Below are 14,318 nucleotides of genomic sequence, written 5' to 3'. Positions count from 1 at the left end.
CGCCCGGGTGCGCGTCGATGGCGCGGGTGCACGAGCCGGGCAGCACGATGTCGCCGGCCTTCAACCGGACGCCGAAGCTTTCGACCTTCTGCGCGAGCCAGGCGACGGCCGTCACCGGGTTGCCGAGCACGGCGTCGCTGCGTCCCTCGGCCTTGATCTCGCCGTTGCTGGTCAGAACGGCGTCGATGGATGTGATGTCGATGTCCTCGGGCCGCACCCGGTTCTTGCCGAGCACGAACCCGGCGGACGACGCGTTGTCCGCGATCGTGTCGGGCAGTGTGATCTTCCAGTCGGTGATCCGGCTGTCGATCAGCTCGATGGACGGTGCGAACGCCACGGTGGCGTCCAGGACGTCCTGCTCGGTGCAGCCTGCGCCGGGGAGGTCGGCGCCCAGCACGAATGCGACCTCGACCTCGACGCGCGGGAAGCAGAACCGCGCCGTGTCGACGGGCTGGTCCTCGAAGACCTCCATGTCGGCGAGCAGGTGGCCGTAGTCGGGTTCGTCGACGCCCATCATCTGCTGCATGGCGAGGGACGACAGGCCGACCTTGTGCCCGACGACCTTCGCGCCGTCCTGCAACCGGCGGCGGATGTTGATCAGCTGGATCTCGTAGGCGTCGACGACGTCGATGTCGGGATGGTCCGCGGTCAGGGGGCCGATGGGAGCGCGGCCACGTTCCGCGGCGTCGAGCTGATTCGCCAACTCGGTGCGTAGTTGCGTCGAGAGCATGGTTGAGGACCTTCCCTGAAGTTCGTTTGCGTGCGCACGCCCACCGGTTTCCACTGCAACGTGTTTCGTTCTTGTTTGTTGGCGTCAGTAATACTTCCTGGCAGAAAGGATGGACTGACAACCCCATCATTCTATAACGTGTTCTACATGAGCAAGCACGAATACGACATCGTGGTCGTCGGTAGCGGTGCCGGTGGAATGACCGCGGCCCTCACCGCGGCACACAAGGGACTCAGCGTCGTCATCCTCGAAAAGGCGCCGCACTTCGGCGGCTCCACCGCGCGCTCCGGCGGTGGCGTGTGGATCCCGAACAACGAGGCGCTGATCGCCGCGGGGGTCGAGGACACCACGGACGCCGCGCGGACCTACCTGCACAGCATCATCGGCGACGTCGTCCCGAAGGACCGGATCGACGCCTACATCGACCGCGGCCCCGAGATGCTGTCGTTCGTGCTGAAGAACAGTCCACTGAAACTGCAGTGGGTGCCCGAATACTCCGACTACTACCCCGAGGCCCCCGGCGGACGGCTCGGCGGACGGTCCGTCGAGCCGACACCGTTCGACGGCAGGAAACTCGGCGCCGACCTCGCGAAGCTCGAACCCGATTACGTCAAGGCGCCGTCGAATTTCGTGATTACCCAGGCCGATTACCGCTGGCTGAACCTGCTGATGCGCAACCCGCGCGGTCCGCTGCGCGCAGCCCGGGTCGGCCTCCGCTTCCTCGGCGCCAAGCTCACCGGGAAGCGGCTGCTCGTCCGCGGTCAGGCGCTCGTCGCGGGACTGCAGGCCGGGCTGAAGGCCGCCGGCGTCCCGATCCTGCTCGACACCCCGCTCACCGACCTGTATGTGGAGGACGGCGTGGTCAAGGGCGTCAACGCCACGGTCGACGGACAGCCGCAGGTGTTTCGGGCACGCCGCGGCGTGGTGATCGCGTCGGGCGGTTTCGAGCACAACGACGAGGCCCGCAAGAAGTACCAGCGAGCACCGATCGGCACCGAATGGACCGTCGGCGCGAAGGCCAACACCGGCGACGGCATCTGGGCGGGCGAAAAGCTCGGCGCCGCGCTCGATCTGATGGAAGACGCCTGGTGGGGCCCATCCATCCCGCTCACCGGCGGCCCGTGGTTCGCGCTGTCCGAGCGGAGCCTGCCGGGCTGCATCATGATCAACGAGTCCGGCAAGCGCTTCGTCAACGAATCCGCACCGTACGTCGAGGCGACGCACGCGATGTACGGCGGCACGCACGGCCAGGGCGACGGACCGGGCGAGAACGTGCCGTGCTGGCTCGTCCTCGACCAGCGTTACCGCGACCGGTACGCGTTCGCCGGAGTCACCCCGCGGTCCCCGTTCCCCGGTCGCTGGCTGAAGGCCGGTGTCATCGTCAAGGCGGGCACCGTCGCCGAGTTGGCCGGGAAGATCGGCGTGCCGGTCGACGCGCTCACCGAAACGGTCTCACGTTTCAACACTTTCGCCCGCAACGGCAAGGACGAGGACTTCGGCCGTGGTGAGAGCGGGTACGACCACTACTACGGGGATCCCCGCAACAAGCCCAACCCGAGCCTCGGGGCGCTCGAGAAGGCGCCGTTCTTCGCCGTCAAGATGGTCCCGGGCGACCTCGGCACCAAGGGCGGTCTCCGCACCGACCGCAACGCCCGCGTGCTGCGGGAGGACGGCAGCACCATCGAGAACCTGTACGCGGTGGGCAATGCCAGCGGCCCGGTGATGGGCCATACCTACGCCGGACCCGGCGCAACCATCGGCCCGGCGATGACGTTCGGCTATCTCGCGGTACTCGATATCCTCGACAAGACCTCGCAGGCCGATTCCCCGACGTCACTCACCGGAGACACCACCAATGCCCATTGATCCGAACATCGCCATCGGAGCCGAACTGCCCGTTCAGGAGTTCTCCTGGACCAGTTCCGACGTGCAGCACTACCACCTCGCTCTCGGTGCCGGATCCCGTCCGCTGGACGAGAGGGAGTTGCGGTACCTGACCGACGGGAAGCCGCAGGTGCTCCCCACGTTCGCCACGGTGGCCGCGACTTTCCACGCCACCGAGGCCCCGCGAGTGTCGTTCCCGGGCGTCGAGATCGACCTCGCCAAGGTGGTCCACGGCAGCCAGGAAGTGACCGTGCACCAGCCGATTCCCCCGGAGGGCAAGGCCCGCACCACCACCCGCATCGCCGAGGTGTGGGACAAGGGCAAGGCCGCCGTCATCGTGCAGGAGTCGACGACCACCGACCTCGACGGCACCCCCCTGTGGACCGGGCGGTCGTCCATCTTCGCCCGCGGTGAAGGCGGTTTCGGCGGTGAGCGCGGGCCGTCCCAGTCCGTCGAACTACCCGACCGGCCTGCCGACGTCGAGGTCGACACCCCCGTCCTTCCCCAGCAGGCGCTGATGTACCGGATGTGCGGCGACCGCAACCCCCTGCATTCCGACCCGAAGTTCGCTTCCGCCGCAGGGTTTCCCGCCCCGATCCTGCACGGCCTGTGCACCTACGGAATGGTGTGCAAAGCGGCCGTCGACGCAGTGCTCGACTCGGACGCGTCGCAGGTCGCGGGCTTCCGAGGGCGGTTCGCGGGCGTAGTTTTTCCCGGCGAGACGCTGCACACGCGGATCTGGCGGGACGAGGGCAGGCTCCTCATCTCGGCCACGGTTCCCGAGCGTGATCATGCTCCGGCCCTGGCCGACGTGGTGCTGACCCTGGCCCAGGGGTGACAGTTACCGACATTTGACCGAATGTGCCCAGTTCGGGCGGATATTCGCGAATATCAGGCACGATGCCGCAACACTTTGTACGCTTTCCGTGACCTCATCGAGACGTGTCAACCGATGGTCGGGGCGGTTCCACGGCTCTCCACGGGCAGTAGCGAACAAAGGGGGGACCTCGTGTCCCAGCGCAGACATCTCCGTCCCGTGCGGCGCGCCGCCGTTGCCGGTGCTCTCGCGTTCTGCGCGACCGCCCTCGTCGCTGTCCCCGCGAACGCCGCGCCCGTGGCGGGCAGTTCCGACAGCGGCAGCACCGGCGGCAGTTCGATGGGTTCGTCCGTTCTCCCGACACCCATTCCCACCCCGACCGGGCTGGCCGCGCTCGCGGCCGCGACGACCCAGACGGGCAAGCCCTATCTGTGGGGTGGGACGGGTCCGGACGCGTGGGACTGCTCGGGGCTGGTGCAGTGGGCATTCCGTCAGGCGGGGGTGAATCTGCCACGCACCACGTGGGAGCAGGCCGGGGTCGGCGCACCCATTCCGCTGTGGGCGCTGGCTCCCGGCGACATCGTGGTGCTCAACCCGGACGCGTCGCACATCGGTATCTACGCGGGCTTGGGCCAGGTCTTCAATGCGTACGGACGCGGCGTCCCCGTAGGTCTGGCGCCGCTGTCGCAGTTCCACATCTACAGCATCCGCCGGTTCTGACTCTCGGTCGTGCGCCTGCCGACGTACGGCCACACCGCGACGAGGAACAGCACCACCACCGCAACCGGCCCGAGCAGGGACGCCCACGCCGGCCCGTCCGGCAGTGCCGCTGCCAGAGACGCCGCGGCGCCGGTGACGACCGCGCCCAGCAACAGCGTCGAGACTCCCGGTGCGAGACCGGTGTACGCGACGAGCAACAGTGCCGTCGCGGCGACCCCCGCGGCGGCGGCCGCGATCGCCGACGCGTCGCCCAGGACGAGCGCGATCAACGCTGCCTGCACCGCGACCACCGCAATCCATCTCATCGGAGTGCCCCCGACGGCCGGCGGGCACGATCGGCGAGGGCCAGCGCCAGATCCAGTGCGGAATCGTCGTCCCACGCCACCACCGGAACACCGAGAACACCCATGTTCCGGTACATGTTCCGCCGCTCGAGCCGCCACATCCTGCCGGTCATCGCATCGAGTTCGTACTCGAACGGCGGGCCGCGCAGCACGTCGACGGCCACGACGACGTGACCGCGACGCCTCAACTCCAGCAACGACAGCGCGAAGTTGGTGTCCAGCATGGTGGAGAACGCGATGACCACGGCCCGCGGCGGCAACGCGACCCGCGGGACGAGTGTGCCTTCGGCGGCGCCGTCGTCGGAGTCGAGGACGGTGTCGAGGATTCGGTAGAACTGCCTGCGTCCGATGTCGGCGCCGAGCCATCGCAGCCGGTGCCCATGGGCGACGACCCCGGCGCGGTCGCCGCGCTGCAGGGCCGTCTGCACCACCTGCGTGGCCCCGCGCACGGTCCGGTGCAGGCTCTCCGACGCCGGGCCCGGTGCCTGCGGGGTGGTGTCGAGTACGGCGACGACGTCCGCGGCGCGGTCCATGATCCGTTCGGTCACGTGGAGCCGGCCGCGCCGGGCACTCACCGGCCAGTTGACGCTGCGCAACGGATCCCCCGGCGCGTGCGGCCGGATGTCCCCGAACTCGACGCCCGAACCGAATCGGCGGGTGCGGTGCGCGCCGATCCGGTCCGGAAGTGTGGCGTGGGGCAACGGAGTCGGCATGGGCGGCGCCAACGGGAACACCCGCAGTTCCGCAACGGGAACCGGCAGCGACGCGGTGAGCAGGCCGCCGCCTGCACGTGCCGTGACCGTCAGTGTGGGTTCGTACCGGCCCCACCGGTCCGCCGATACCACGTAGTCGCCGTCGCCGACCTGCTCGACCGTGTAGCCGTCGGACGGCGCCGGTGCCACCTCGAGTTCCGCCGCACCACCGCAGACCGCCACGTCCACCGAGAAGTGCACGGACTCGGATTCGAAACATCGCAGCGTGCGTGCCGACGCCTCGACGCGGATGCCGGTGGCCGGACGGGGCAACCACGTTACCGTGCCGAGCGCTCCCAGCATCGGGGCGGCGAACACGATCAGTTCCCACCACCGCCCCACGACACCCGCCGTCAGCGCCACGGCCGCGCAGGTCGTCAGTGCGAGGGCTGCCGGCGATGCCCGCCACGTCAACTGGTGCTCCGTCATCGGGCCCTCGGCGCGGGGAGACGGCGCAACAGTTCCGCGAGGACGTCATCGCTGCGGATGCGGCGCACCCACATCTCCGGGCGCAGGCTGATGCGGTGCGCGACAGCGGGAACGGCCAGGGCCTTGATGTCCTCGGGTATGACGAAGTCGCGGCCCGAGAGGAGAGCACGCGCCCGCGCGAGCTGCACGAGGTCGAGTTCCGCGCGGGGGCTGGCCCCGACCTCCACCTGCGGGTGATGCCGGGTGGCATTCGCGAGCGCGACGACATACCCGAGGACGTCGTGATGAACGCTGACCTGCTCGAGCGATTCGCGCATCGCCAGGAGGTCGGCCGCATCGACCACCTGCTCGACGACGACGGCGGCGGATCCCCGGTCGAGCCGCCGGCGCAGCATCTCGTGCTCGTCGGCCTCGGTGAGGTACCCCAGCCGCAGGCGGAGCGCGAACCGGTCCAGCTGCGCCTCGGGCAGCGGGTAGGTGCCCTCGTACTCGATGGGGTTGTCGGTGGCGAGCACGATGAAGGGACGCGGCAGGATCCGGGTGGTGCCGTCGACGCTGACCTGCCCCTCCGCCATCGCCTCGAGCAGTGCGGCCTGGGTCTTGGGCGGGGTGCGGTTGATCTCGTCGGCGAGGAGCAGGTTGGTGAAGATCGGGCCCGGACGAAACTCGAAGCGACCCGACGGCATGTCGTAGATGGTGGCGCCGAGCAGGTCGGCGGGCAGCAGGTCGGGGGTGAACTGGACCCGCGTGAAGTCCAGTCCGAGCGCGGCAGCGAACGATCGTGCCACCAAAGTCTTTCCGAGCCCGGGCAAGTCCTCGATGAGCACGTGCCCGCCGGCGAGTACCGCGAGCAGGATCGACGTGAGTTCGTCGTGCTTGCCGACCACCGCCCGTTCGACCTCCGCCAGCACCGCGTGGGCGCGCGCGGTGGTGACCTCGGCGGGCATCGTCACAGCTGCTCCAGCCGTTGCAGGATCCGGTCGAGCACGTCCCGGCCCGGACCGGGTGCGGCCCTGTCGGAGCGCTGCACGCACTCGGGATCGACCCACTGCCACAAGTCGCCGAAGAACACCTCACCCGCGGCCGTGGTGTCGGCGGGGTCGAGTCCCTGCCGGTGTCCGGTGGACTGCTGGAACTCGCGCGCCAGGAGCGGACGCAGATGGTGGTCCCAGTCGCCGCGCGTGCCGTCCGCCCAGCTGATCAGTGATTCCGTCCGCGCCATCCAGCGGGCGGTCGCCTCGGCTCGTTCGGACTCCGTGCCCAGCGGCTGGTCGTCGACGTCCCCGGGTGCCAGGCGTCGTCGAATCTCGAAGAGCACCAGCGCGGTCACCGCTCCCGCGACCAGTACGGCCGCGCTGTACCGGCCGGCGGCAACCAGCGGGACCTCCACGGCCAGCACGGCCCCGACACCGGCTACGGCGACGGCGAGCACGCGTCGCTCCCCAGGTCGTCGAGCACGCGCCGGAGCAGATCGGCGGCCTCGTCACGGTGCTGTTCGCCCATCGGATGCAGGCTGAACCGCGCCTCGGAGAACAGCCGCACCAGCGGCGCCGCCGCCTCGAAGCGCAGCGCTCCGAGTTGCACTGCGCGAGCCAGCACTTCGGATGGGGTGTCCGACTCCCGCGGTTCGGCGCCCGGCGCCTCGCGCAGCGCATCCTCCATGGCGGCGTAACTGGCGATGATGGCCTCACGCGGCGGCAGGCTCGGGGCCACGACCACGGCGAGACCTTCCTCCGCCGCCCGGGCCAGCGACTGCGAGGCAGCCGGACCGTCGGGGGAACTCGCGGCGGTCCAGCCGCCGACCCGGGCCCGGAGGGGGCGCCGGGCCACGGCGCCGAGGATTAGCACGGTCACCAGTATCGGACCGGCAATCGCTGCCGCGGTCCACAATTCCGTCAGGTCCTCGCGGGCCTCGTCCACCATGTCGGGCGGTGGGCGTGTGTCGGCGGGCACGGACGCGTCGGTTCGGTCGGCCCCGTCGTCGGTGGTCGGGCTTGCCGTCGACCGCTGACGGTCGAGCGGCTCGTCACCGCCGACGGACCCGAGGAGGAATGCCGCGGTCACGAGAAGCGCGGCGAACGCCGCCCATCCGAGAATGTGCCGGCGCGAGACCGAGGACCCGGTGTTTCCGGTGAGCCCGACCGGCGGCGGGTCGGGCGCGACCCTCGGCCGACCGCTGCGAAAGGCGGACGTGAGCGCCACCACCGCGACGACGACGGCGATCGCCGAGAGGATGATGAGAGCGCGCGTCGCACCTGCGCCCGGCTCCGACGGTGTCGCGGGGGTGTCGGGCGCGGGGACCACCCGGACGGCAAGGGTGACCGTCACGACGGCCGCCAGCAGGGCGACCGTGTGGACGACCCTGCTTCGCACGCGACGGTCCGGCATCCTCACTCCCGAGTTGCCCCTCCATCGTGACACGCGGGGACCGGGAAAATCACCCGTTCACGGCGGCGGACAGCGCAGCATGTTCGGGACGTATCCATCCACGAAGGAGTTTTACTTGACCACGTCCCCGGTAACCGGAGCCGAACTGGCTCGATCGCTGGAACCTCTGGGGGTTGCGGTCCCCTCGGCCGTACCCACGCACTGGTACAACCTTGCTGCCGATCTTCCGGAACCCGTTCCGCCGCATCTGCATCCCGGCACACGTGAGCCGCTCGGACCGGAAGACCTGGCACCATTGTTCCCCGCGAGCCTGATCGAGCAGGAGGTCGCGACGGGACGGTACATCGAGATCCCCGAGACGGTCCGCGAGATCTACGGCATGTGGCGGCCGTCGCCGCTGGTGCGCGCACGCCGCCTCGAGCGGGTGCTCGGCACACCGGCACGGATCTACTACAAGTACGAGGGTGTCAGCCCGGTCGGATCGCACAAGCCGAACACGGCTGTGGCACAGGCCTATTACAACGCACTCGAGGGCACCACCAAGCTCACCACCGAGACCGGCGCGGGTCAGTGGGGCGCGTCGCTGTCGTTCGCCGGCGCCCTGCTCGGCCTCGAGGTGGAGGTCTGGCAGGTTCGCGCCTCGTTCGACGCCAAGCCGTACCGTCGACTCCAGATGGAGGCCTACGGCGGCATCTGTCATCCGTCGCCGTCCGACCTCACCGAAGCCGGCCGGGCCATCCTGGCCGAGCATCCCGACACCACGGGTTCGCTGGGCATGGCGATCAGCGAGGCCGTCGAGGTGGCCGCCAACGATCCCGGCGCGCACTACTCGCTGGGCAGCGTCCTCAACCACGTCATGCTCCACCAGACCGTGATCGGCCAGGAAGCGATGGTTCAGCTGGAGGAGGCGGGCGAGCCTGCCGCGCACACGGTATTCGGTTGCGCCGGAGGCGGTTCCAATCTCGCGGGACTGACGTTCCCGTTCCTGGGTCGCAATCTGCGCGAGGGCACCACCACCCGCCTCGTCGCGTGTGAGCCGGCGGCCTGCCCGTCGCTCACACAGGGCGAGTACCGCTACGACTTCGGCGACGTCGCAGGCCTGACGCCGCTGTTGAAGATGTACACCCTCGGCAACGACTTCGTTCCGCCCGCCATCCACGCGGGCGGTCTGCGGTACCACGGCATGTCGCCGATGGTCTCGCACGCCGTCGCCCTCGGGCTGATGGACGCGACCGCGATCGAACAGGACGACGCACTCGCCGCGGGCCTGCTCTTCGCCCGCGCGGAAGGCATCATCCCGGCGCCGGAATCCACGCACGCCGTGGCCGCGGCCATCGAGCACGCCCGCACGGTCACCGAGCCGGAGGTCGTGGTCATCGGACTGTCCGGCAACGGCCAGCTGGACCTCCCCGCGTACAGCCGGTACGTCTGATCGATTCACCGAGGCGGACCCACGCACGGGTCTGCCTCGGTGGTCACCGGCTCAGCGTCGACAGCCTGCTCACCAGCCGGTCGACGTCGAGGGTGTCGTCGAGCCCGGCGAACACGTCGTCCCACGAGGCTTCGGCCACCAGGGTCAGGGCGGTTCCCCGGTCGTACAGCACGTCGACGACGTTCGCGAACCGCCGCACGGTCTCCGCGCCGGCCTCCCGCAATCGGGGCACACCGGTGATCGCCCAGCATCCGAACCGCTCGGACAGTTCGAGGTAGTCGGCGGGTGCGGTCGGGGTGCCGCACAGCACCGCGAACTCGAACCAGACCGTGCGGTCCCGCACCGCGGAGGCCGTCACCGTGCGGGTCCCGACGGTCAAGGCGACGCGCTCGGACAGTGCCGGAGGCTCGGTGTCGGAGGCACTGACGAAACGTCCGGAAGCGAACCCGGCGTCCGCCGTGGCCACGGTGCGGTAGTCGACGGGACCGGCCACCCGCACGACGGTCAGATTCTGTTCCAGCACGGCGATCGACGGCGCGAACAGGTGATGGAACAGCGGATTCGGCAACAGCCCGTCCGGTGGATAGTTCGATGTGGCGACCAGCGTGATCCCGCGGGTGAACAGGACCTTCAGCAGTCGCGCGACCAGCATCGCGTCCCCGACGTCGTGCAGGTGGAACTCGTCGAAGCACAGCAGCCGGACATCCCCGAGTGCCGCGTCGATCGCGAGGTCGATGGACCTCAGCGCGTGCGCGTCGGCGTGGAGCCGGCGGAAGAACGAGTGGAAGTGCACGCGCCGCTTCGGGACCGCGGCCGACCCGTAGAAACGGTCCATCAACCACGTCTTGCCACGTCCGACGGGCCCCCACAGGTACACGCCGCGAACTCCGGGCCTCCCCTGCCCCAGGCCCTCGGCGGTCTCGTGCAGGACGGCCGCGGCCGCGCGCTGCGCGTCGTCCAACAGAACCTCTACATCCACAGAGGAAACACTACGAATGTAGAGTCTCGGGCGACAAGCCGATGTGAGGAGGAAGACACCGTGCCCGAGCGGCGTGAGCAGATAGCCGACGCGGCGATCACGATCATCGCGCGCGAGGGCATCCGCGCGCTGACGCATCGGGCCGTCGACCGCGCACTGGATCTGCCGGGCGGGTCCACGTCCTACTACTTCCGCACCCGGCGAGCCCTGATCGAATCCGCCGTGCGCCGGCTCGCCGAACGCTCGCGGCAGGAATTCGCGACCACGACGGCCCCACCACTCGACCTCGCATCCGTCGCCGAGGGCGTGGCCCGGTCGCTGGACCGGCTGCTGCACACCCGCCACGACGACGTCGTCGCGCGGCACGCGCTGACCGTCGAACTGTCCGGTGACGCCGACCTGCACGCACTCCTCGCGACGTGCCTGTTCTCCCGTGCCCGCGCCACCGAAATGTTCGACGCTCTCGGCGTCGCCGACCCCGAGAACGCGGGCGCGGACTTCGTCAGCGTCGTCGAAGGCCTGGTCTTCGACCGTTTCGCAGGAGCCCGGTCACTCGACGGCATCGAGCCAGGCACCGATCGCAGCGTGCGGCAGCTGGCCCGCGCCGTCGAGTGGTATCTGCGCGGTGTGACGGCCTGAACGAACGCCACCCGGCGGGGTGTGGACGACGAGAATCCCGCGTTTCTGCCAAGATCGTGGCGTGAACCCCCAGTACCTCAGCCGTCTCCCCGACAGCGGTTTCGACCGCGTCGACGCACTCCTCGATCCCGTCGACACCGACCTCGCGGACGCCTTTCCGGGTGATCGGCAGCAACCGCAGCCCGTCCACACCGTCTACGTGAGTGCGGCGGACGCCGGACCGGACACCCCGAGGGTGTGGGGTGAGCAGGCTGTCGAACTGCTGGACAGGCACTCGAATGCGCTGTCCGAAATCGGAACGACCGGTGCGCTTCCCGACGTCCGCACGATGCTCGAGCACCGTCCGATCATGGATCTGCGGATCGATTTCGAGGACGGCTACGGCTGGCGGAGCGACGACGTCGAGGACGCGGCTGCACTGGAGGCGGGGCGCACGCTGCGACTGCTCTCGTCCGACCCGTCCGGCCCGCGGTCGCTGGGCATCCGCGCGAAGGGTCTGGCCCCGCACGAGCGCCGCCGCGGGATCCGGACGCTCGAACTCGTCCTCGAAGGCGCGGGTGGGGTTCCCGACGGTTTCGTGTTCACGGTGCCGAAACTGCGTGCGGCCCAGCAGGTCACCGCCGTCGTCGCGTTGTGCGAGGAACTCGAGCGCGCGTACGGGCTCCCTGACAGGTCGCTGCTCTTCGAGTTGCAAATCGAGAGCCCGCAGGCCGTGCTCGGACCCGACGGCACCGTGACCGTCGCGAAGGCCACCCACCTCGCGGACGGGCGCTGCACCGGATTGCACTACGGCACTTACGACTACAGCGCGGCCTGCGGAATCGCGTCCCGGTTCCAGTCGCTCGAGCACCCGGTGGCCGACCACGCCAAGTCCGTGATGCTGGTGGCGGCGGCCCAGACCGGGGTGTGGGTGTGCGACGGATCCACCCAGGTCATCCCGCAGGGCAGCGACGAGGAGATCCGCGCCGCGCTGGCCCGGCACTACCGACTCGTCACCCGCTCGCTCGAACGCGGGTACTACCAGGGATGGGACATGCATCCCGGGCACCTGATCACCCGCTGGCTCGCGACGTTCGACTTCTACCGCGCCGCGCTGCCCGCCGCGGCCACCCGCGTGCAGGCGTACCTCGACCGCCAGGGTGGCGGGGTGATGGACGAACCGGCGACCGCACAGGCCCTCGCGACGGTGATCCTGCGGGGACTGGCGTGCGGCGCGTTCGACGAGGACGCCGTCCGCGCGCAGGCCCCCGGATGCACGGTGGACACCCTGCGCGACCTCCTCACCCGGGCGGTGGTTCCGGGGAGCTGAGCACCTCGCCGCGCACGAGGACCGCCCGCAGCACCCACTCCGACGCCCTACACTTGCCCCCACGCCGATCAGGAGGTAGCCGCACCCGTGAGCCCGAACACCTTGACCGCGCCCAGGTTCCACAGTCCGCCCCCGGGCGAGGCGAGCGTCCGCGAACGGGACGGCGGCACGGCGCGGTTACGCCTGTGGGGTTCCCTGACCGAGGCCGGTCGGGCAGGCTTGGCATCATGACCCACGGTTTCGACTCCAGCTACCCACGCGACCTGGTCGGATACGGGCAGCACCCGCCCGATCCGCAGTGGCCGGGCGGCGCGAAGATCGCCGTCCAGTTCGTCCTCAACTACGAGGAGGGCGCCGAGAACAACGTGCTCCACGGCGACGAGGCGTCGGAGACGTTCCTGTCCGAGATGGTCGGGGCCCAGCCGTTCCCGAACCGGCACATGAGCATGGAATCGATCTACGAATACGGGTCCCGCGCCGGACTGTGGAGGGTGCTCCGGGCGTTCGAGCGACGAGGGCTCCCGCTCACGATCTTCGCGGTGGCGAAGGCGATGCAGCGGAACCCCGAGGCCGTCAGTGCCTTTCGCGAACTCGGACACGAGATCGCCTGCCACGGTCTGTGGTGGAAGTCGTACCAACTCTCCGACGAGGACGCCGAGCGCAAGGACCTGGCCGAGGCCGTGGAGATCCTGCGCGGCCTCACCGGCGAGGCACCGCTGGGCTGGTACACCGGCCGCGACTCCCCGCTCACCCGGCAGCTGGTCGTCGAGCACGGCGGCTTCGAGTACGACTCCGATTCGTACGCCGACGACCTCCCGTACTGGGTGAAGGTCGATGCCCCCGGGAAGGGCCTCGTCGACCACCTGGTGGTGCCGTACACCCTCGACACCAACGACATGCGGTTCGCGTCGCCCGGCGGTTTCCCGAGCGGCGAGCAGTTCTTCGCGCACCTGCGGGACGCCTTCGACGTCCTGTACGCGGAGGGAACGGCCGGGGCGCCGAAGATGCTGTCCGTGGGTCTGCACTGCCGCATCGTCGGCAGGCCCGCCCGCACCGCGGCGCTGGAGCGTTTCCTCGATCACGTGCAGTCCCACGACGACGTGTGGGTCGCCCGGCGCATCGAGATCGCCCGCCACTGGCGCGCCGTACACCCCGCCTGAGGACGGACCGATGCCCCCGCGACGACCGTCGATGCTGGTCACGAACCTGGCCAACCGAGATCCCGGCAGCTCTCAGACCGTGATCCTGGAGGAGTTGCGCCGGGTGATCCTCAGCGGCGGCGCCCCGCCCGGCACCCCGATCCCGGTGGACGAGGTGGCCGAGCACTTCGGCGTCAGCCGTATCCCGATCCGGGAGTCGCTGAAGACGCTGATCGGCGAGGGGCTCGTCGACCACCGGGCCAACGCCGGGTACACGGTCGCCCGGCTGACCGTCGACGAACTCGAGGAGCTCTACCTGGTGCGGGGCGTCCTCGAGTCGGCGGCGCACTCCGTGGCGATCACCCTCGCCGACGAGGCCGACGACGCCCGGGCCCGGGAGACGTACGCGGCACTCGACCGCTCGGTTCTCGAGGACGATCTGACCGCGTACCACCGGGAGAGCCGCAACTTCCACCTGGCCCTGGCGTCGCCCTGCCGGATGCAGCGACTGCTGCACATGTTCGAATCGGCGTGGAACATCACCGAGCCGGTGCAGCCGATGTCGCAGGTCGGGACGCCGGCGCGGCTGCAGCTCCACCTCGGGCACCGGGACATGCTGGCGGCGTTCCTCGCCCGCGACGCCGCGGCGCTGAAGGCGGCCACCGACCGGCACAACGAACAACTCGACACGGTGATCGCCGCCCTCCCCACGGACACCGGAATCTTCCGGGACACGCCCGGGTAAGCCGTCCGGCA

Annotated in this window: 15 protein-coding genes; 8 read left to right on the top strand and 7 right to left on the bottom strand. The window is 69.8% G+C overall.

The window, feature by feature from the left end; genetic code table 11:
• Window positions 1–730: 2-keto-4-pentenoate hydratase (locus QM693_RS36245; protein WP_283354709.1), on the bottom strand; the 730-nt coding region annotated here is incomplete at its 3' end.
• Between the two features lie 147 nt (window positions 731–877).
• Here QM693_RS36245 and kstD point away from each other — a divergent pair.
• From kstD to QM693_RS36230, 3 genes are all read left to right on the top strand, one after another.
• Window positions 878–2,596, top strand: coding sequence for a 3-oxosteroid 1-dehydrogenase (gene kstD, locus QM693_RS36240; protein ID WP_283354708.1), 1,719 nt, complete (start codon window positions 878–880; stop codon window positions 2,594–2,596).
• Complete coding sequence (chsH3, locus tag QM693_RS36235) at window positions 2,586–3,452, top strand: enoyl-CoA hydratase ChsH3 (protein WP_280779029.1); 867 nt, start codon at window positions 2,586–2,588, stop codon at window positions 3,450–3,452. The genes kstD and chsH3 overlap by 11 nt, the downstream gene beginning before the upstream one ends.
• Before the next feature lie 198 nt (window positions 3,453–3,650).
• A complete protein-coding gene (locus QM693_RS36230; protein WP_502942697.1) occupies window positions 3,651–4,151 on the top strand; it encodes an NlpC/P60 family protein in 501 nt (166 codons plus the stop codon).
• Here QM693_RS36230 and QM693_RS36225 read toward each other — a convergent pair.
• Genes QM693_RS36225 through QM693_RS36205 form a run of 5 tightly spaced genes read right to left on the bottom strand, consistent with a single transcriptional unit; the run spans window position 4,130 to window position 8,064 of the window.
• Window positions 4,130–4,456 (bottom strand): hypothetical protein, encoded by a 327-nt coding sequence (locus tag QM693_RS36225; protein WP_283354706.1) that lies wholly within the window; start codon window positions 4,454–4,456, stop codon window positions 4,130–4,132. The genes QM693_RS36230 and QM693_RS36225 overlap by 22 nt on opposite strands.
• A complete protein-coding gene (locus tag QM693_RS36220; RefSeq protein ID WP_283354705.1) occupies window positions 4,453–5,676 on the bottom strand; it encodes a DUF58 domain-containing protein in 1,224 nt (407 codons plus the stop codon). The genes QM693_RS36225 and QM693_RS36220 overlap by 4 nt, the downstream gene beginning before the upstream one ends.
• Window positions 5,673–6,629: an AAA family ATPase gene (locus QM693_RS36215; RefSeq protein WP_283354704.1), complete on the bottom strand. Its 957-nt coding sequence runs from the start codon at window positions 6,627–6,629 to the stop codon at window positions 5,673–5,675. The genes QM693_RS36220 and QM693_RS36215 overlap by 4 nt, the downstream gene beginning before the upstream one ends.
• A complete protein-coding gene (locus QM693_RS36210; protein ID WP_283354703.1) occupies window positions 6,626–7,108 on the bottom strand; it encodes a hypothetical protein in 483 nt (160 codons plus the stop codon). Before QM693_RS36210 ends, QM693_RS36215 begins: the two co-directional genes overlap by 4 nt.
• Window positions 7,090–8,064 (bottom strand): DUF4129 domain-containing protein, encoded by a 975-nt coding sequence (locus tag QM693_RS36205; protein WP_349307535.1) that lies wholly within the window; start codon window positions 8,062–8,064, stop codon window positions 7,090–7,092. The genes QM693_RS36210 and QM693_RS36205 overlap by 19 nt, the downstream gene beginning before the upstream one ends.
• 115 nt (window positions 8,065–8,179) lie before the next feature.
• Between QM693_RS36205 and QM693_RS36200 the strand changes: the two genes are divergently transcribed.
• Window positions 8,180–9,496, top strand: a complete 1,317-nt coding sequence (locus QM693_RS36200; RefSeq protein WP_283354701.1) for a TrpB-like pyridoxal phosphate-dependent enzyme — start codon at window positions 8,180–8,182, stop codon at window positions 9,494–9,496.
• Window positions 9,497–9,539: 43 nt separating this feature from the next.
• On the opposite strand, the gene zapE is transcribed toward QM693_RS36200, so the two are convergent.
• On the bottom strand, window positions 9,540–10,457 hold the full coding sequence (gene zapE / locus QM693_RS36195; RefSeq protein WP_349307536.1) for a cell division protein ZapE: 918 nt from the start codon (window positions 10,455–10,457) through the stop codon (window positions 9,540–9,542).
• 78 nt (window positions 10,458–10,535) lie between these two features.
• Between zapE and QM693_RS36190 the strand changes: the two genes are divergently transcribed.
• From QM693_RS36190 to QM693_RS36175, 4 genes are all read left to right on the top strand, one after another.
• A complete protein-coding gene (locus QM693_RS36190) occupies window positions 10,536–11,114 on the top strand; it encodes a TetR/AcrR family transcriptional regulator (RefSeq protein ID WP_283334902.1) in 579 nt (192 codons plus the stop codon).
• A gap of 61 nt (window positions 11,115–11,175) precedes the next feature.
• Entirely contained in the window at window positions 11,176–12,423 is a 1,248-nt protein-coding gene (locus tag QM693_RS36185; RefSeq protein ID WP_283354699.1) for a DUF6986 family protein, read from the top strand.
• Window positions 12,424–12,650: 227 nt separating this feature from the next.
• Entirely contained in the window at window positions 12,651–13,583 is a 933-nt protein-coding gene (puuE, locus tag QM693_RS36180; RefSeq protein ID WP_283354698.1) for an allantoinase PuuE, read from the top strand.
• Between the two features lie 10 nt (window positions 13,584–13,593).
• Window positions 13,594–14,307: a GntR family transcriptional regulator gene (locus QM693_RS36175; protein WP_283354697.1), complete on the top strand. Its 714-nt coding sequence runs from the start codon at window positions 13,594–13,596 to the stop codon at window positions 14,305–14,307.
• Window positions 14,308–14,318 lie beyond the last annotated feature (11 nt).

The organism is Rhodococcus sp. IEGM 1305, assembly GCF_030058635.1.
GTDB classification, from domain to species: Bacteria; Actinomycetota; Actinomycetes; order Mycobacteriales; family Mycobacteriaceae; genus Rhodococcus_F; species Rhodococcus_F opacus_D.
Note: the sequence above shows the minus strand (reverse complement) of the source record. Positions and strands in the feature narration are given on the sequence as shown.